The sequence below is a fragment of the Streptomyces sp. NPDC055103 genome (genome assembly GCF_053607625.1).
This window is the reverse complement of sequence record NZ_JBSGTX010000030.1, coordinates 24758-42342: the sequence shown is the minus strand read 5'-3', so window position 1 is coordinate 42342 and position 17585 is coordinate 24758. Positions and strand designations below refer to the sequence as shown.

Genomic DNA, 17585 nt, shown 5'->3' with positions numbered 1-17585 from the left:
GGTGCAGAGGCGGCGGCGCCCTGCGGTGACGCCGCGAACGCGGTAGGTGATCTGCGGCCCCCGGGAATCCGGAGGCCGGAGGGGACGGGGGTCTGACGTGCCGACAGCGATCGCGGTCACCAGCGCCGACCTGGTGCTGCCGCCGAGCGACCCGCAGACACCCGACGCCGCCGTCCTCCCGGCCCCCGAGACACGGTCCCTCGACGCCTCCGTCGCCGACATGCAGCAACTCCTCGTGCGGTACGGAAGCGTGGTCGTCGTCTGCCCGACCTCCGCCCCCGCCGCCGTCGAGCGGCGCCTGCACGCCGTCCGCGGCCTCCTCGAGAGCGACCGGATCGCGCTGGTCAGGACCGACCTGCCGCCCCTCGGGGCGGCCGTACTCGTCCGGCAGCTGCGGCAGTTGGCGGCCTGCGACTTCAGCCCCGGGGTGCTCGCCTCCGCCGCCAGGCTGCTCGCCCACTACATCTACGCGGGGGCCGTCCTCGGCTCGGTGTCCCGCCTCGACCGCGTACCCGTCAGCTTGTCCTCCCACCTCAAGGGCTGGCTGCCTGGGGCCCACTTCGCCGTCCTCGCCGGGCCCGTACCGCAGATCGTCCGGCTGGGCGGCACGGGGGACCAGCGCCTCGCGGGGCCGGAGTTCGCCACACAGCTCCTCGTCGCGCGCGGCCAGCTCCAGACCGACTGGCCCACCACCGCCCTCGTCCCCGCCTGGCGGATCGGGAACGCCGTCCTGGAGACCGCGCTGCCCGAGACCTCGCCCGGCTGGTGGGGCACGGGCAAGCTCGTGGAGTTCGTCGCGTACCTGCCCGACCTGCCCGTCCTCTACCAGCTCGTCTCGTCCGTACGGCGCGAGGCCTGCCACTGGTGCGGGATGGAGCTCATCGGCGACCGCTGCGGCTTCTGCGCGGCCCCGCTGACCGTACCCGCCGTACCCGCCGTCCCTCCGCAGGCCGCGGTGGCCCGGGGAGCGACCCAGGCGCTCGGCGCGGGCCTCGGTCCGGCCCAGGCCCTCGGCGCGGGCCCGCCCTCGGCCGCCGGTACGGCCCCGGCCCTCGACCCGGTCCCGGCCCGGGGCACCACGCGACCCCTAGGCGCCCCACGCGCCCTCGGCGCCGCACCCGCGATCGACCCCCGAACCGTCCCGTGACCGCCGCCGCGAGCCACCCCGCGAACCACCCCACGAACCACTCCGCGCACCACGGCGCGAACCACCCCATGCACCACGGCGCGAACCACCCCACGCACCACGGCGCGAACCACCCCACGCACCACGGCGCGAACCACCCCATGCACCACCCCACGCACGACCCCACGCACCACTCCGGCCACCCCGGCCGTCCCCGCCCGTCCAGACCCACGTCTCCGATCGAGGAAGTCCGGCCATGAACTCCCGCCAGCGCCGCGGCGTGATCCTGCTGCTGCTCTCCGTCCTGTGCGCCCTCGGCGCCTTCGCCGGCGTCCTCACGGTCATCAGCGACGTGAACGCGAAGGTCGGGCCGGAAGTCACCGCGTACCGGCTCAGCGTGAACGTGCGGCCCTACGAGGCCCTGAGAGCGGACCAGTTCGAGAAGATCACCATGCCCAAGCGCTGGCTCTCCGCCACCGCCGTCACCGATCTCCGCCAGATCGAGGGCAGGATCGCCGTCACCGAGCTCAAGAAGGGCTCCCTCCTCCAGAGTGACATGAGCGTCGAGCGGCCCGAACTCAAGCCGGGTGAGCAGGAGATCGCCATCATGATCGACGCGGCGACCGGCGTCGCGGGAAAGATCAACGCCGGCGCCACCGTCAACATCTACGCCACCTTCGCCGGCGAGAAGAAGGACGACCCCGCCCAGTCGCGGATGATCGTCGCCAACGCCCGCGTCCTCTCCGTCGGCAAGCTCACCCCCATCGACAACCGCAACGACCGCTCCGGCCGCGCCGCCACCGATGCCGTCCCCATCAGCTTCGCCCTCTCCACCCTCGACACCCAGCGCGTCGCGTACGCCGAGTCCTTCGCCGAGCACGTACGCCTCGCCCTCGTCGCCCCCACCACCGGCGGCGCCCCGGCCGACCAGCGCGACCGCACCTACACGCTCGACGAAGAAAAGTAAGGCGGCCCGGCATGACCACCAGGATTCTTCCGGCCGTCGGGGACCCCGACGCGGCCCGGTCCGTCGTCACCCTGCTCAGCCAGCTCCCCGACGCCGAACCCGCCGGGCCCGTCACCGACTCCACCCAGCTGGTCGACACCCTCGCCCGGCTCGCCGCCGAGTCCCTCGACGAGCTCCCCGAGGTCGTCCTCGTCCATGAGCGGATCGGACCCGTCCCCGCGCTCGACGTCATCCGCGAGGTCGCCCTCCGCTTCCCGGCCGTCGGCGTCGTCCTCATCACCGCCGACGCCAGCCCCGTCCTCTTCTCCGCCGCCATGGACTCCGGCGCCCGCGGCCTCGTCACCCTCCCCCTCGGATACGAGGAACTCGCCAGCCGCGTCCAGGCCGCCGCCCAGTGGTCCGCCGGGGTCCGCCGCCACCTCGGCGGCGGGGCCGACGTCGCCACCGGACCCGGCGGCACCGTCGTCACCGTCAGCGGCGCCAAGGGCGGCGTCGGCACCACCGTCACCGCCGTCCACCTCGCCCTCGCCGCCCGCGCCTCCGGGCGCAGCGTCGCCCTCGTCGACCTCGACCTCCAGGGCGGCGACATCGCCTCGTACCTGGACGTCCAGTTCCGGCGGTCGGCCGCCGACCTCGCGGCGATCGCCGACATCTCGCCGCGCGTCCTCCAGGACGCCGTGTACGTCCACGAGACCGGCCTCGCGCTGCTCCTCGCCCCGGCGGAGGGGGAACGCGGCGAGGAGGTCACCGACCGCGCCGCCCGCCAGATCGTCAGCGCCCTGCGCGCCCGGCACGAGGTCGTCGTCGTCGACTGCGGCTCCCAGCTCACCAGCGCCAACGCCGCCGCCATCGAGATGGCCGACACCGCGCTCCTGGTCACCACACCGGACGTGGTCGCGGTGCGGGCCGCCAAGCGGACCGTACGGATGTGGGAGCGCCTCCAGGTACGGAAGGCCGAGGAGACCACCACCCTGGTCAACCGCCACCACCGGTCCACCGAGATCCAGGCGCCCCTCGTCCAGAAGATCACCGGCACCCGGACGGCGGGCGTCTCCGTCCCCGCCAACTTCAAGGAACTCCAGGCCGTCGTCGACGCGGGCCGGCTGCACGACCTCGACGCCCGCTCGACGGTCAAGCAGGCCCTGTGGTCCCTCGCGGGCGAACTGGGCCTGGTCCAGGCGACGGCCCCCGCATCAGGGAAGCCCGGCAGGCCCGGCAAGGAGCTCGCCCGGGCGGGCGACCGGGGCTCGCTGGGCCTGCGCCGCCGCACCGGAGGCCGCTGAGCCATGCGGGCGGCGTACCGGGACGACGACAGGGGACAGGTGGCGATCGAGTTCCTCGGGATGGTGCCGCTCATCCTGCTCACGCTGGCCCTGCTCTGGCAGGTCGTCCTCGTCGGCTACACGTACACGCTCGCCGCCAACGCGGCGGACGAGGGGGCGCGGGCGGAGGCCGTCGGCGGTGACTGCGCGGGCGCCGCGACCCGGCACCTGGACGGCGCCTGGGCCGGCAGCGCCCAGCCGAGCTGCTCCACGGCGGGCGGCATGGCGACGGCCGTCGTGAGCGTCGAGGTCCCCGTCCTCTTCCCGGGGGTGGGCGGCCTCTTCCGCGTGGACGCCACGGCGGGCGCGATCTCCGAGGAGGGCCTGAGGCCATGAGGGAACACCTCCGCACGAGGACCCGCGACCGGGGCCAGGCAGCCATCGAGTACCTCGGCTTCCTCCCCCTCCTGCTCATCGTCGGGCTCGCGGGCCTCCAGCTCGGTGTCGTCGCGTACGCGGCCCAGCAGGCGGGCACGGCGGCCCGCGCCGCCGCCCGCGCCGACACCACCGACGAAGAGGACGCGCCCGAGCCCGAGGCGGCCGGCCTCGCGGCCATGAGCGGCTGGATCGCGAGCCGCTCCGACATCGACGTCGGCGGCGGGGTCGCCACCGTCACCGTCGAGATCCCCCGTGTCCTGCCCTTCTGGGACTTCGACCCCATCGTCAAGACCGCCACCATGCCCGAGCCGCCGCCCACCGAGGACGACGAATGAGAAGGGACGACACGTCATGAGTCTGCGCGCCCGGATCAACGCCCCCGAGGACAAGGGCGCCGGAGCCGGCCGGGAGGACGGCCATCTCGTCGCCGCCTTCCGCGCCAAGCTCCTGGAGGAGATCGACCTCACGGAGATGTCCGCGCTCGCGGCCGCCGAGCGGCGCGCCCGCCTGGAGCGCGTCCTCGGCCACATCATCAGCCGCGAGGGACCGGTCCTCTCCACGGCCGAGCGCGCCCAGCTGATCCGCCGCGTCGTCGACGAGGCCCTCGGCCTCGGCGTCCTCGAACCCCTCCTCGAGGACGCCTCGATCACCGAGATCATGGTGAACGGCCCCGACCAGATCTTCATCGAGCGCAACGGCCGCGTCGAACTCCTCCCGCTCCGCTTCGCCTCCCACGACCAGCTGATGCAGACCATCGAGCGGATCGTCTCCACCGTCAACCGCCGCGTCGACGAGTCGAACCCGATGGTCGACGCCCGGCTCCCGTCCGGCGAGCGCGTCAACGTCATCATCCCGCCGCTCTCCCTCACCGGAGCGACGCTCACCATCCGCCGCTTCCCCCGCGCGTACACGCTCCACGAGATGATCGGCCTCGGCTCGCTCGACGAGCAGATGCTGCTCCTGCTGTCCGGGCTCGTGCAGGCCAAGTTCAACGTGATCGTCTCCGGCGCCACCGGCACCGGCAAGACGACCCTCCTCAACGCCCTCTCCGGGCTCGTCCCGGAGGGCGAGCGGATCATCACCATCGAGGACTCGGCGGAGCTCCAGCTCCAGCAGGCCCACGTCATCCGCCTGGAGGCCCGCCCACCCAACATCGAGGGACGCGGAGCCATCTCCATCCGCGACCTGGTCCGTAACTCGCTCCGCATGCGCCCCGACCGCATCATCGTGGGTGAAGTCCGAGGCGGCGAGACCCTCGACATGCTCCAGGCGATGTCCACCGGCCACGACGGCTCGCTCGCCACCGTCCACGCCAACTCCGCCGAGGACGCCCTGATGCGGCTCCAGACACTCGCCTCGATGTCCGAGGTGAAGGTGCCGTTCGAGGCGCTGCGCGACCAGATCAACAGCGCGGTCGACGTCCTCGTCCAGCTGACCCGGCACCCGGACGGCACCCGCAGGATCACCGAGATCGCCGTCCTCGCCTCCCACGGGCGCGAGCGCTTCCTGCTCGCCACGATCTGCCGCTTCCAGGCGCAGCCGGTCGCCGCCGACGGCCGGGTGTACGGACAGTTCACGTACCACCCGCTGCCCCGGCGGGTCGCCGAGCGGCTCTACATGGCAGGTCAGCCCGTCCCGCAGGCCTTCGGCGTGGCCGCGACGGACGCCGGACTGGCCACCCGAGAAGCGAACTAGGAGCAGAGGTCCATGACCGTGATCGATCCCGTGTGGCTGACGATCGGCGTGGCGCTGCTCTGCGGCGTCCTCGGCGTGACGGGCGTCCAGGTGTACGCGAACGGCGCCCGCCGCCACGCGGCGCTCGTCGCCCGGCTCGACGAGACGCACGAGCCGGAGGCGACCGGCCGCCGCAGGCGCCGCTTCCGGGGCATCGACCGGCGCGTACGCCGGACGTCCCTCGGCCGGAAGCTGGAACTGCGGATCTCGGCGACGGGACTGGACGTGACACCCGGCGAGTTCACCGTAGGCCTGGCGGCGACCGTGGCCGTCCTCTGGGTCGTCGGACAGTCGGCGCTCTCGCCGTTCTTCGGCCCGATCTGCGGTCTTCTGGGCGTATGGGTGGCCTGGGGCTTCCTCAACTGGCAGCGCCAGAAGCGCATCGAGAAGTTCATCAACCAACTCCCCGAGCTCTCCCGCATCCTGGCCAACGCCACCCAGGCCGGACTGGCCCTGCGCATGGCGCTGAGCCTCGCCGCCGACGAGCTGGAGTCCCCGGCCGGAGACGAACTGGAGAAGGTGGCACAACAGTTGGCGGTCGGCACGTCCCTGGACGACGCCTTGGGTGAACTAGCGGAACGCCTCCCCTCCCGCGAACTGGTCGTCCTCGTCACCACCCTCGTCCTCGCCAACCGCGCGGGCGGCACCGTCGTCTCCTCCCTCCGGAACCTCACCGAGACCCTGGAGGAACGCAAGGAGACCCGGCGCGAGGTCCGCACCCAGCTCTCCCAGGTGAGCATGACCGCGTACGCCGTCCCCGTCATCGGCGTCGGCTCCCTCCTGCTCATCGACAACATGCAGCCCGGCGCCCTCGACCGCATGACCGGCTCGACCGTCGGACAGTTCGCGGTGGTCGTCGCCTGCGCCCTGTACGTGGTCGGCTTCGCCGCCATCCGCCGCTTCTCGAAGATCGACGTATAGGACGGGCGCGCGCCATGGACCTCCTCCTCGCCCTCCTCGCCGGCCTCGCCGTCACGGGCTTCTGCTACGGCCTGCGCCTCTACCGCGCCGACGCCCGCCTCCCCGACGACCTCAAGCTCGCCCTGGAGGTCGGCGCGACCCGGACAGGCGCGGTCGATTCCGCGGTGGACCGCCTCGGCATGCGCTGGTCACCCGCGGTCCTCCGCCTGATGGGCCCCAAACGGGTCAACGCCGTACGCCGCCGCATCGACCTCGCGGGCAACCCCGGCGGCCTGACGATCGACCGGTACGGGGCGAGGCGTGCCGTGTACGGCTTCCTCGGCGTGCTAGGCGGCCTGCTCATGCTGTCCAAGGGCTCGGTCCTGGTCGCGCTGCTCCTCTTCGCGTTCGGCGCGTTCTGGACGGAGGTCGGCATCTGGTCGGCCGTCCGCATCCGCAAGGACCAGATCGAACGCACCCTCCCGGACTTCCTTGACGTCCTCGCCGTGGTCGTCTCGGCCGGCCTCGGCTTCCGCCAGGCCCTGGAACGGGTCGCGGAACAGTACGCGGGCCCCTGGTCCGACGAACTCCGCATCACCCTGCGCCAGATGGACATGGGCGTCAGCCGCCGCCAGGCCTTCGACGAACTGCGCCGCCGCAACGACTCGGAGCAGGTGGCGCAGTTCGTCACGGCGCTCCAGCAGGGCGAGGAGCTGGGCGCCCCGATCGTCGACACCCTCATACAGATCGCCAACGACATGCGGCGCACGGACGCGCAGAACGCCCGCCGCAAGGCGGCGAAGGCGGTCCCGAAGGCGACGATGGTCATCACCACCCTGATGGTCCCGGCGACGATGATCCTCCTCGGCGCGGGCCTGTTCCTGGGCACGGGCACGGACTTCGGCTCGGTGACGGGCGAGTGAGCGGGCCCCGGTGAAGCCGCCCGCGCCCCGGGCGCCCGCCGTGGACGGGCGGCGCACCTCGCGCCACCCGTCCGAGCGCTAGCGCGGGGAGCCGCCACCCTCCCCTCGGTCCCGGTCGTGGAACAGGTCGAGCACGTCCGGCGCGGGCGGGTAGTGCGGCGCGCACTCCGGGCAGGCGTAGACGTTGAATCCGGGCCCGGAGCTCTGGTGCACCTCGCAGACGACGACCGGGTCCGTCGTGATCGCGCAGCACCGCACGCACATCCGTACGGGCTGCCGAGCTGCCGCCCGCGTGGCCGCCTCCTCCGCGTTGCGGTGCGCACCCTCGTGCCCGGCGGGAAGCGAGCACGGCGGGCGGTGACGGCCGGGACGGTCCTCACCGGGCCACCGAGCCCCGCAGAGTTCGGGGGCGGGGACGGCGGTCGAGGTCGTCATCACGCCACCCCCAGCCCGTGCAGATCCCGGCTGTCCAGATCGATCCCGAAGTCCGCCGCGAGGACGAGCGCGAGCCGCCGCTGCCGCTGCCGCGCCCGTTCCTGCCGCTGGTCGTACGCGAGCAGGTAGGGGCGGACGAGCGCGGTCTCGTTCCCGTTCAGCGGCCGGTCGAGCCCGTAGGGGGAGCGTGGGGCGGGAAGTCGCACCGCCCCCGAACTCACCGCCGGGACCCGGCACGGGGGCCGGTTGTCTGTCCACAGCGCGGTACGTACGCGATGCCGGCCGCTTCCCCGCGACCCGAACACCAGCCTCGCCCACAGAACGAGGGCACGGATAAGGTCTGTCATGTTGACCTGCTTTCCACAGGTTGGCCACGCCCCGGGAGTGTTCGCGCACTCGCCGGGGTCTTCCGTTTTGAACGCTAGCCGTACTTGTAGGCCTTGTCTACCTCGTCTAGGACGTTGCCCATATGCGCGGCGTATAGCACGTAGCTAACGTCCTGGACATGGTTATCGACCGTTTTGACCCGACGCCCATCTATAAGCAGGTGGCCCGAGTGATCCGTGAGCGGATCAAGTCCGGCGAGCTTCAGCCGAGGGACCCGATTCCGTCCGAGTCGAAGCTGGTGGCGGACTATGGCGTGGCGAGGGACACGGCACGGCAGGCCGTCGCCCTCCTGCGCTCGGAGGGATGGGTGATGACCATCCCGCAGCGAGGCAGCTTCGTCGCTGAGCAGCCGCCCGAGGGTGGCGGTCCCGACGCCTGACCCACGGTCACGACGTCGACGGCAACTGTCTCAATCTCACCGCAGCTTGACGATCCTCCTTCGCGCACGCAACGGCATGTGACAGAGTGCGGACCGAGTGTGAGAGAGGTGGGGGTGACGGGACTTGATTGCCACAGGCCTGAACGACCGGCTGATCGCCGAGACTTGCTCCATCACCTTCGCTGAACTCCACACCGCCACGCACGCCGAGGCCCTAGCCTTTTGGCTGGGCACCAGGCCGACCCGATGACCGGCACCCACAGAGGGGCCCACGGGCCCTGTGCGCCGACACGACCACTGGCGTCCGAACGCGGAGGGGACCACGATGTACGACGCGATGCTGAAGGCCGCGACCAAGGCCAAGGTGCGGGCATGGAGCTGGACGACAAGGTCCACGAGGGACCGCGGGCAGACGGCGGTGGAGTACCTGGGGATCATTGTGGTGGTGGTGGCGATCGTGGTGGCGATCACCGGCACGGACATCGGCCAGTCGATCAAGACCGCCATTACGGAGAAGATCGCCGAGCTGACTGGCGGGTAGTTCGCAGAACCCGACGCGACTCCGGGCAGGCGTTCCCTGTCTACATTGCTGTTGTGGCAGGTCTCTTGTTTTTGGCGTTCGCCTACTTCGCGGTGGGACAGGCCGCATTCACCCGGAACAGCGCCCAGACTGCGGCCGACGCAGCAGCCCTAGCGGCTGCCCAGGATGCTCGGGCGCAGCTGCGGGAGGGCTGGGTCGAGGTGCTCCTCGACCCGGGGCAGTGGGGCCGGTTTCTTTCCGGACTGGAATACGACAGCGATGCCGCGTGCGGTCAGGCGGCGGAGTTCGCGGCTCGGAACGGCGCCGAACTGTCCGGAGACTCCTGTAGGCCCCTCGCTCCAGGCGGCTTCCGTGTGACGGTGCGTACGAATAGCTCGGAGTCGCATCCTGCAACGGCATCTGCTTCAGCAGTGATCGAACCGCGCTGCGAGTTCGAGGAGCCGGAGCCCCCCTCGAAGCCGCCTCCCTCCACGCCGCCGCCACCCGACGAGGGTGAGGAGGAGGAAGAGGGTCCGATCGAGGGGCTCACTTGTGACGGGGTTGCCTGGGAGATCGATCCGGAGAATCCGACCCTGCCAGGAGCCGTCGATCTCTTCACGGTCCGACTGTCCGAATGACCTGCGACGACGAGTAAAGGAAGCGCGCTTCATGAACGTTCGATACGCACGCCGGGGATTGGCTTCCCTCGCAGTCGCGTCGGTAGCTTTCCTCGCGGTCGGCTGTGGAGCTGAGGAGAAGCCGAAGGACCATAAGCCCTCTGTGGCGGGCACTACCCCACAGCAGGGTGAGACCACAAAGGCCTCTCAGCCAGTCGAAGAGCCAGCGGAGACGCTGGCTGTCCTCAAGGGGCGCAAGAGTCTGGAACTCGCCATCAACTCGATTGAACGAGACGCTGGCGGATTCCTCACAGTCAAGGGCCAACTGCGCAATAGCGGGGACTCTGGCGCTGCCGTCCCCGCGCAGGTTAGTGGTGACGAGACGGAGGTGCTGAAGCATGGCACTTCCCTGGGTGGGGCAACGCTCGTCGATTCTGTGGGCAAGAAGAGGTACTACGTGTTGCGGGACACGGATGGGAGGCCGTTGACCACAGCGGGGCTCGGTGTCGTATCCGCAGGCGACTCGGTCCCCGTCTTCATGCAATTCCCCGCACCCCCCGCCTCCACCACCGACGTCTCCTTCCAGCTCCCCACCTTCGAACCCGCCACCCTCAAACTCTCCTGAGGCGACGCCATGACGACGACGAACCGCCGCCTGGCCGCGCTGGCCCTCACCTCCGTGGCTCTCTGGCCGCTGGCGACACCCACCGCGCACGCCGACGATCCCCCCGGCTCCGCCGGCGTCGCCGCCGCGCCGCCCGCCATCAACGCCGACGCCCCAGGGCTGATGCTTCCCGACGGTGCCACCCTCGCTCCCGCCAAGGTGCTCGACATCAAGCAGATCGTCGAGGAGGAGGGCGGTGCGGAGCGCCGGCAGGACACCAACGTGGACGTGACCTTCGCGCTCCAGGCCGAGGTGCTGTTCCCGAAGAACAGCGCCAAGCTGAGCCCTTCCGCCACATCCCGCATCGCCGCGATCGCCGCCGAGGTCAACAAGCTCGGCTCCAGCCGCGTCCGGGTCTTCGGGTTCACCGACAACCTCGGGACGTACGAGCACGGGCTCAAGCTGTCGAAGCAGCGTGCCGTCGCCGTGCAGCAGGTCCTCGCCCGGAGTCTCGACCCCGGGACGACCTTCGACATCCGGGGCTACAGCGAGGACTACCCGATCGCGGACAACGCGACCGAGGAGGGCCGCAAGAAGAACCGGCGCGTCGAGGTCTCCTTCCCCCGCACCACGAATTGACGGGGCACGAGCACCGGGCCCGGGTCGCGACTCTCCTGCGGTCCGGCCCCGCCCGGTCGGCGTCCTGCCTCAGACGCCCTCGACGTGCGCCCTGGCTCCGCAGAGCTTGACCATGTCGTCGACGTCCGACGTGAGGATGATCCGGGGGCCGTGGTGACTCAAGGCCGTCGCGGCAACCACCGCATCGATGGCGTACTTGTGGCCGTGCAGGTTCGCGTCGCGCAACAAGTCGATCGCGCTCCAGGTCAGCGCCTCGGTGACGGGCAGTACTTCAAGCCGTGACACGTACCAGCGGAAGCGGGCCATCTGGACTCTCATGTGCCATGCCTCGATGAGCGTCAGGTCACTTACCGCCACGAGCAGGTCCTTGGCCTGGGCCGCCTTGATGAAGGCGGTGACCTGGGGGTCGGCATTCACGGCCTTCGACAGGCCCTCGCTGTCGAGCAGCAGAATTCCGTGGCTCAGCTGACCGCTCGGTCGGGCCACGCCCCGTCCTCCCGGTTGATCTCAGCGCCGGTCTCCGACGCGGCGAGTGCTTCGGCCGCCAGGATGGCCTCGGTGGCGCGATCCTGCATGGCCTGAGGAATCGGACCGGTCTCCTGCTCGCTCGCCTCCAACAGCTCGTCCAGCAGGTCGCGCTGTATCTGCCGCTCGACGGCCGCGCTGATGTACGCCGAGAAGCCTCGCGCTCCGACACGCGCCTTCACGGCCGCGATCCGCCCGGCCGGCATGGAGACGCTGACCTTCTGGGCGGGGCCCTCGTCCGGGCCGTACTCCTGGGGAGTGTCCATGAGACGATAGTAGCAAATGGGGTAGCAAATGCGTGGTCGGATGTGAACGCCAAGCGTCGAGCCGACGGCGGACGCCCCCGGCCCCGGCCCCGGTCGGGCGTTACGGGCCGACGCGCTGCGACTTGTCCTCTGGGACCAGCACCCCCACCACCGTGCCCCCGACGACGAGAGCCTCTGCGCGGAACGTCGCCGGCGGTCGTTGCGGCTCCTGGCCGCCGCCGTGGACGACTGGGGCGGAGGGCGGGGGCCGACCGTCCCTGGCGGGGGCGGGGGTCGCGTACCTGTGTCTGCCCCTGACGTGGGCGGTCGAGGTCGCTGCCCGGTTTCGGTCATTCCTGGACGGGTGGGCGGGGGAAGGCGGGCTTGTCATCGACCATCTTCCCCATCTCCCAGGTGGGGCACCGTGGTTGAGTTCCGGCCACTGCCTACGACGCGGCCAAGGGGTGGGATGAGAGCCTCGCCTGGGTGCCCGGGGCCGTGTGGACGTTGCCCCTCGCCGTCGTGCCGGGCCAGGGGGCGGTCGCGCTCATGCACGCGTCGTCCGACGGGTACACGCTGCGGGTCAGGGCCGCGGACAGCGGTGAGACGCGCTGGACCTCCGTTCCGTGGAAGCCGCCGACGCCCGTGGAGGGCGCGGAGGGCGACCCCGAGTCCGGCGAGGCGGCCGAGATCCCGGACGTGACAGGCGTCGAACAGGACGGCCGGAGCTACGTCGTCGCGTACGCGCACGGCATGCGGGGCAAGGACGCGCTGCACGAGGGCACCGAGGTGGTCCGGCTGGCGGTGTACGCGGCGGACGCGTCCGGCTCCTCCGTGAAGCCGCTGCGGGAGATCGACGTACCGGTGTCGGCCGACCCGGGTGAGGTGTCGGTGCGGGCGGACGGCGGGCGGCTGCTGGTCGCCTGGGGCGAGGAGGGCACGTTCCCGCGGTGGTCCCACGCCGTGGATGTGGTGACCGGCGCGCTCACCCCGTACAAGGAACCCGACCGACTTCTGGGGCGGTGGTGCGACCAGGAGCCGGACGGCTGTTACGACAGCCGCGTGGTGGCGGCCTCCGCCGACGGTCCACTGGTGGCGGTGGGGCGTGGTGGCTTCGGTGTGCCCGGTCGCTGGTTCAGCGGCGACGTCCGTCCCGACGGCGTCGCCGCGAGGGCCGGCATCCTCGACTCCTGGAACGGCAAGGCGTACGGCGTCGGGGCCGGTCAGGTCCTCGCCCATTGGGACGCGGCCGGCGATGCCGTTCCGGTCTGGTCGGTGCATGACGTGCGTACGGGCCGGGTCCAGGCCCGGATGGAGTGCGGATACGACGAGTACAGCGGAGTGGGGCGCTCGGCCGCGAAGCGCGACTACCGGGTGATCACCTCGCCTTCGGGTCGCTACCTGGCAGCGGGCCCCGTCGCCTTCGACCTGGAACGGAAGAAGGGGATCTGCCTGGAGGGCGACGGCGACCGCAAGGCCATCGTCCTCGCTTCGCTCCGCGACGACGGCACCGCCTACGGCCAGGTGCAGGAGGATTCGCCCGGGGGTGAACCGGTCGTAGCCCAGCTCGACCTCGCTGTCGCCGACGGCGCGGCGAAGGTCCTCGGCCTGGGCGTCGAGACCCCGTACTACACCGACGTGAGCGGCTCGGGCCTTTTCGTCACGCGCGACGACGACGAGAACGTGCGGATCTCGTTGCGCCGCGAACGCTGACGCGACGCCCGCCCGTCCCGTCGCTCCCGCCCCCGCCCGCCCGTCCCCCGTCCGCCTGCCCGAGGGGAACCCCAGCCCCGCCGCGGCGCGTCTCGGGTAGGCGATTTACCCTCCGGGGTGGATGACGTTCCGCGTGCTAGCGGGAGTACGGCGGGGTTGGGGTCGGCGTCGGCGTCGGCGCCAGCAGGGCCAAGGCCGTCCGGATCGTCGCGATCACCCGATCCGGACGGTCGAAGACGTCCCGGGCCGTGAAGCGCAGGACGCGGCGGACCTCCGGGCAGGTCTGGAGGGCGTTGAAGCGGGCGATGTCCCGTTCGTGCGCCCGGCGGTCGCCGTGGAAGGCGAAGCCCTCGATCTCGACGACGAGGCCCGCCGCGCGGAAGAGGAAGTCAGGGCGGAGGGCCCGCCCGTCCGCAGTCCGGAGGACGGGCTGGGACTCCGGTCGGAGGCCCGCGTCATGCATCCGGAGGCGGGCGATCGTCTCCGCGGGGGAGCCGGCCTCCGGGTCGGTCAGCCTCAGCCATTCGCGCGCCAGGGCCGCGCCCGGGCGGGGAGAGGAGAGTTCGGCCACCAGGGCGTCATGGTGGACGAGCGCCTCGCGTCTGACGCCCGAGACCGTACGCCGGGACAGCGCCGAGTCCGCCACGACCACGGCTTCCTCGCGGGGGCCGCGTCGTATCAGGTCGCCGATTGTCCGCACGGGAGTCGTCACCCGCAGGCCGGCCCGTACCGACCAGTCCGCCTGGGTGAGGGAGTGGGCCGAGTGGACGCGTACGTCGGTGCGGCCGGTGATGCCGCTCGATCCCGGCCGGTGGGTGGTGAACTCCATTGGTTCCGAGGGGTCTTGCCCGTCACGGCGCCGTCCACCGTTCACGTCCAGGAGCTCGGCTCGGTGCAGCCTCGCCGCCGTGGTGTGGCTGCACACCAGGTCGGGACGGAGAAGTTGGACCACGGTCGCTCTCTCCCGATGGCCCACGTCCTTTCCCGGGGCCGCCCACGCCCCCCCGGCAGATCGGCTGCCAGCCTTCTCTCCGGAGCCGTCCCCGCAGTCGCCCTCGCGACCAGCCCGCCGCGTACGCCCACTCGGTCAGGAGTGCCCCGCCCCTCGCGAGGATCGCCAACTCGTACATACGCCCAACGATCCACGGAGGAGGGACACTTCGCACCCCCTGTGGAAAACCCGGTGAAAGCCGTCGTCAGGAAAGCGCAAAAGTGACGGGACGTAGGGGCGGCGGAGGAGCATTCTGGAGCTGAGTACCCGACACCACAGGGACCGTTCCGAAGTGGGCTGCCGATGACGTCGACGCCGAGTGTCCAACTGGTCAGTGACCTCGTCACCCGGATTCCCGAGTTCCGGGGAGCGTACGAGACCCATGTCTTCACCCAGGGCGACGTCCTGCCGCACGTCTTCTTCTGGGACGTCGTCCAGGGCACCGTCCGCTCCTTCCTCGGCGAGGACCCGACCGCCGCCGACTGGCGCCGTACCCTCGACTTCCTGGAGGAGCAGTGCTGTCGGGGTGTTCTCGGCATCGACGAGGTCATCGTCACCTCGTTCCTCGGCGACCTGCCCTCCCCGCAGGAGCCGGGGCACGGCATCGTCCAGCAGCTCGGGCCCGCCCTCTCCGCGAAGTTCGTCCGGATAAGGCCCCTTGGGTGAGGCGTAGGGCGGCCCCGGGATAATCGGGCGCATGTCCCAGCCCCACCGTCCCCTCAGCCTCTCCCGCTCCACCCTCACCGCCCTCGGCGGCTACGCCGCCACCCGGCTCGTCGGTCTGGCCGTCCTCGCCATCGCCGCCGCCGCGACCGGCAAGGACGGGCTGCACCGGCTCAAGGGTCGCTGGGACTCCGTCTGGTACGTCCGCGTCGCCGAGCACGGATACGGGTACGAGGTCACCCTGCCGAACGGCGACGTCCACTCCGACCTGGCCTTCTTCCCGCTCCTCCCCGCCCTGGAGCGGGGCCTGTCCGCCGTCCTCCCCGTCGACGCGGCGACCGCCGGGCTGCTCGTCTCCTGGACCGCCGCGCTCGCCGCCGCCTGGGGCATCCACCGGTGCGGCGCCCACGTCGCGGGGGAGCGCGCCGGGGTGCTGCTCGCCGTCCTCTGGGGCGTGTACCCGACCGCGTTCGTACAGTCGATGGCCTACACGGAGACCCTGTTCACCGCCCTCGCCGCCTGGTCGCTGTACGCCGTCCTGCGCGGCAAGTGGATCCTCGCCGGCCTCCTGTGCACCGCCGCAGGGCTCACCCGGCCGACGGCCGCCGCACTGATCGCCGCCCTCGGGATCACCGCCCTCGTCACCCTCGTACGGGATCGGAGGCTGCCCCTCCGGACGGTGGTCGGGGTCCTGCTCGCCCCGCTGGGATGGCTCGCGTACGTCGTGTACGTCGGTGTCCGCGAGGGCAGCGCGACCGCCTACTTCGAGGTCCAGGCCGCCTGGGGCAACTCCATCGACGGCGGTGTCGCCCTCGCCCGCTTCATCGCCGGCCTGCCCTGGCCCGCCGCCCTCGGCCTGTGCGCGGCGCTCGCGCTCCTCGGCTGGCTCGTCGCCCTCTGCGTGCGGCAGAAGCAGCCGCTGCCCCTGCTCGTCTACACGATCGGCGTCGTCCTCGTCTCCCTCGTCGGAGCCGCCTACTTCGGCTCCCGGCCGCGCCTGATGATGCCCGCGTTCGGGCTGCTCCTCCCGCCCGCCGTGGCCCTCGCGCGCCTGCGCACCCGCGCCGCCGTGCCCGTCCTCGCCGGGCTCGCGCTCGCCTCCGCCGCCTACGGGGCGTTCACCCTGCTCGGCTCGGGCCCTCCGTGATCCGAGGGGAGACCCGCGTACCCGGCCGCAGCCCCCACGCGGCCATGGCGCCCGCCTCCGCCTCCAGGACGTGCCGGCCGCGCGGCCTGACCATCCCGAGGCGTCCCGGCCGCATCGTCACGACCGACAGGACCCTGAGCTCGCGGTCCAGGTAGGCCACGTCGATCGCGAAGCGCATGCCGAAGGTGTGCACGCTGTTCGTCCGCGTGATCAGCAGCGCCCCCGCGATCCCGTCCCGGCCGAGCAGCCCCCGCCGCCGCGCCCGGTACGACGCCGCCACCTCCAGGGGAAGCGCCAGCGCGTCCACCGTCAGCGTTCCCACCCCGTCCCGCCATTTCCCCATGCGCCAGACCGTAGCGGCCCACGCCCATAGGGTCAGCTCCGTGTACGTCACGCTGATCGCCGTCGCCGCCCTGTGGGGGGCCGCCGTCGGGCTCCTCGTCCCGCGCGCCGCGTACCGGCTCTCCGTGCCGGCCGACGAGCCCTGGCGCGACCGCTGCCCCGTCGGGCACCCGCTCGCGGGCCCCGCGCGCGGGTGGCTCGGCCGGCCCGGGCGGCAGGACTGCGCGACCAGCGCCACCCCGCTCGCCGCGCCGCTCCTCACCGCCCTCGCCTGCGCCGCGCTCGCCGCCGCCACCGGCGGGCCCCGGCCCGAGCTGGCGGTCTGGCTGCTCGGCGCGCCCTTCGCCGTCCTCCTCGCCTGCGTCGACGCCCGCGTCCACCGGCTCCCCGACGGGCTCACCCTGCCGCTCGCCGCGACGGTCCCGCTGCTCCTCGGTGGCGCGGAACTCCTGCCGTACGACGCGGGCTCCTGGCTCCACGCCCTCCTCGGCGCCCTCGCCCTCGGCGGGTCCTACCTGGTGCTCTTCGTGATCAATCCGTCGGGACTCGGCTTCGGTGACGTCAAACTGGCGCTGCCGCTGGGCGCCGCCCTCGGCTGGTACGGCTGGGGCGTCCTGTTCGCCGGAGCCTTCGCGGGCTTCCTCCTCGGCGCGGTGTACGGCCTCGGCCTCGTCCTGCTGCGCCGCGCCGACCGCTCCTCGGCGATCCCCTTCGGCCCGTTCATGCTGGTGGGCGGCCTGCTCGGGCTGCTCCTCGGGGCCTTCACCGCGCTCCCCTGAAGCGGGCGGGCGTCAACGCCGCGCCGCGACGGAACCCCGCCGCCACGCCGGGGCGCAAACCCGCCACACGGCACCACAACCCTTGTCCCGACTGGGATCCGACGAATCCCGGGCGGTCAGTTCCGCGCACGTGGCGCGCAACACGACTAACGAAGGGTTATGGTGGAAACCCCCCCTCGGGCCGGTCCGTATCCCCCCCCACGGACCGGCCCGTTTTTTCTTTCCCGCCCCCTCGGGCGGGAGGAACGG

At 71.9% G+C, this 17585-nt stretch carries 22 protein-coding genes and 1 pseudogene; 17 read left to right on the top strand and 6 right to left on the bottom strand.

Annotated elements, in window-relative coordinates; genetic code table 11:
• Positions 1-97 precede the first annotated feature (97 nt).
• The 8 genes from ACWFR1_RS20180 to ACWFR1_RS20145 all read left to right on the top strand — a co-directional run bounded on the left by ACWFR1_RS20180 (position 98) and on the right by ACWFR1_RS20145 (position 7350).
• Entirely contained in the window at positions 98-1147 is a 1050-nt protein-coding gene (locus ACWFR1_RS20180; RefSeq protein ID WP_453552977.1) for a hypothetical protein, read from the top strand.
• A gap of 235 nt (positions 1148-1382) precedes the next feature.
• The gene (gene cpaB, locus ACWFR1_RS20175) at positions 1383-2093 is read left to right on the top strand and encodes a Flp pilus assembly protein CpaB (RefSeq protein ID WP_453552975.1); all 711 of its coding nucleotides are present in this window, start codon (positions 1383-1385) and stop codon (positions 2091-2093) included.
• 11 nt (positions 2094-2104) lie between these two features.
• Positions 2105-3376, top strand: a complete 1272-nt coding sequence (locus tag ACWFR1_RS20170; RefSeq protein ID WP_453552973.1) for an AAA family ATPase — start codon at positions 2105-2107, stop codon at positions 3374-3376.
• 3 nt (positions 3377-3379) lie between these two features.
• A complete protein-coding gene (locus tag ACWFR1_RS20165) occupies positions 3380-3751 on the top strand; it encodes a TadE/TadG family type IV pilus assembly protein (protein WP_453552971.1) in 372 nt (123 codons plus the stop codon).
• On the top strand, positions 3748-4128 hold the full coding sequence (locus ACWFR1_RS20160) for a TadE/TadG family type IV pilus assembly protein (RefSeq protein ID WP_453552969.1): 381 nt from the start codon (positions 3748-3750) through the stop codon (positions 4126-4128). Before ACWFR1_RS20165 ends, ACWFR1_RS20160 begins: the two co-directional genes overlap by 4 nt.
• A gap of 16 nt (positions 4129-4144) precedes the next feature.
• A complete protein-coding gene (locus tag ACWFR1_RS20155; protein WP_453552967.1) occupies positions 4145-5488 on the top strand; it encodes a CpaF family protein in 1344 nt (447 codons plus the stop codon).
• A 12-nt stretch (positions 5489-5500) separates the two neighbouring features.
• Positions 5501-6448, top strand: coding sequence for a type II secretion system F family protein (locus ACWFR1_RS20150; RefSeq protein WP_453552965.1), 948 nt, complete (start codon positions 5501-5503; stop codon positions 6446-6448).
• 14 nt (positions 6449-6462) lie between these two features.
• Entirely contained in the window at positions 6463-7350 is an 888-nt protein-coding gene (locus ACWFR1_RS20145) for a DUF5936 domain-containing protein (protein ID WP_453552963.1), read from the top strand.
• Between the two features lie 78 nt (positions 7351-7428).
• On the opposite strand, the gene ACWFR1_RS20140 is transcribed toward ACWFR1_RS20145, so the two are convergent.
• Complete coding sequence (locus ACWFR1_RS20140; RefSeq protein WP_453552961.1) at positions 7429-7785, bottom strand: hypothetical protein; 357 nt, start codon at positions 7783-7785, stop codon at positions 7429-7431.
• Positions 7785-7991 (bottom strand): hypothetical protein, encoded by a 207-nt coding sequence (locus ACWFR1_RS20135; protein ID WP_453552959.1) that lies wholly within the window; start codon positions 7989-7991, stop codon positions 7785-7787. Before ACWFR1_RS20135 ends, ACWFR1_RS20140 begins: the two co-directional genes overlap by 1 nt.
• A gap of 299 nt (positions 7992-8290) precedes the next feature.
• Between ACWFR1_RS20135 and ACWFR1_RS20130 the strand changes: the two genes are divergently transcribed.
• The 5 genes and pseudogenes from ACWFR1_RS20130 (at position 8291) to ACWFR1_RS20110 (ending at position 10931) form a co-directional block, all read left to right on the top strand.
• Positions 8291-8551, top strand: a complete 261-nt coding sequence (locus ACWFR1_RS20130; RefSeq protein WP_453552957.1) for a GntR family transcriptional regulator — start codon at positions 8291-8293, stop codon at positions 8549-8551.
• Positions 8552-8876: 325 nt separating this feature from the next.
• Positions 8877-9092, top strand: a complete 216-nt coding sequence (locus ACWFR1_RS20125) for a Flp family type IVb pilin (RefSeq protein ID WP_453553066.1) — start codon at positions 8877-8879, stop codon at positions 9090-9092.
• A gap of 35 nt (positions 9093-9127) precedes the next feature.
• Positions 9128-9709: pseudogene (locus ACWFR1_RS20120) on the top strand (pilus assembly protein TadG-related protein); the annotation flags it as partial.
• 31 nt (positions 9710-9740) lie between these two features.
• Positions 9741-10313 (top strand): hypothetical protein, encoded by a 573-nt coding sequence (locus tag ACWFR1_RS20115; protein ID WP_453552955.1) that lies wholly within the window; start codon positions 9741-9743, stop codon positions 10311-10313.
• Between the two features lie 9 nt (positions 10314-10322).
• Positions 10323-10931: an OmpA family protein gene (locus tag ACWFR1_RS20110; protein WP_453552953.1), complete on the top strand. Its 609-nt coding sequence runs from the start codon at positions 10323-10325 to the stop codon at positions 10929-10931.
• A gap of 69 nt (positions 10932-11000) precedes the next feature.
• Here ACWFR1_RS20110 and ACWFR1_RS20105 read toward each other — a convergent pair whose 3' ends face one another.
• Both ACWFR1_RS20105 and ACWFR1_RS20100 read right to left on the bottom strand, forming a co-directional pair.
• The gene (locus tag ACWFR1_RS20105) at positions 11001-11417 is read right to left on the bottom strand and encodes a type II toxin-antitoxin system VapC family toxin (RefSeq protein ID WP_453552951.1); all 417 of its coding nucleotides are present in this window, start codon (positions 11415-11417) and stop codon (positions 11001-11003) included.
• Positions 11393-11722 carry a hypothetical protein gene (locus ACWFR1_RS20100; RefSeq protein WP_453552949.1) on the bottom strand — a complete coding sequence of 110 codons (330 nt, stop codon included), beginning with the start codon at positions 11720-11722 and terminating at the stop codon, positions 11393-11395. The genes ACWFR1_RS20105 and ACWFR1_RS20100 overlap by 25 nt, the downstream gene beginning before the upstream one ends.
• A gap of 477 nt (positions 11723-12199) precedes the next feature.
• Here ACWFR1_RS20100 and ACWFR1_RS20095 point away from each other — a divergent pair, with 477 nt between their 5' ends.
• Positions 12200-13414, top strand: coding sequence for a hypothetical protein (locus ACWFR1_RS20095; protein ID WP_453552947.1), 1215 nt, complete (start codon positions 12200-12202; stop codon positions 13412-13414).
• Positions 13415-13550: 136 nt separating this feature from the next.
• Here ACWFR1_RS20095 and ACWFR1_RS20090 read toward each other — a convergent pair whose 3' ends face one another.
• Positions 13551-14366, bottom strand: coding sequence for an endonuclease domain-containing protein (locus ACWFR1_RS20090; protein WP_453552945.1), 816 nt, complete (start codon positions 14364-14366; stop codon positions 13551-13553).
• Between the two features lie 342 nt (positions 14367-14708).
• Between ACWFR1_RS20090 and ACWFR1_RS20085 the strand changes: the two genes are divergently transcribed.
• Positions 14709-15071: a hypothetical protein gene (locus ACWFR1_RS20085; protein WP_453552943.1), complete on the top strand. Its 363-nt coding sequence runs from the start codon at positions 14709-14711 to the stop codon at positions 15069-15071.
• Between the two features lie 31 nt (positions 15072-15102).
• Positions 15103-16215 carry a mannosyltransferase family protein gene (locus ACWFR1_RS20080; protein ID WP_453552941.1) on the top strand — a complete coding sequence of 371 codons (1113 nt, stop codon included), beginning with the start codon at positions 15103-15105 and terminating at the stop codon, positions 16213-16215.
• Here ACWFR1_RS20080 and ACWFR1_RS20075 read toward each other — a convergent pair.
• Positions 16187-16558: a DUF192 domain-containing protein gene (locus tag ACWFR1_RS20075; RefSeq protein ID WP_453552939.1), complete on the bottom strand. Its 372-nt coding sequence runs from the start codon at positions 16556-16558 to the stop codon at positions 16187-16189. The genes ACWFR1_RS20080 and ACWFR1_RS20075 overlap by 29 nt on opposite strands.
• A 40-nt stretch (positions 16559-16598) precedes the next feature.
• On the opposite strand from ACWFR1_RS20075, the gene ACWFR1_RS20070 reads away from it, so the two are divergent.
• Positions 16599-17336 (top strand): prepilin peptidase, encoded by a 738-nt coding sequence (locus tag ACWFR1_RS20070; protein ID WP_453553064.1) that lies wholly within the window; start codon positions 16599-16601, stop codon positions 17334-17336.
• Positions 17337-17585 lie beyond the last annotated feature (249 nt).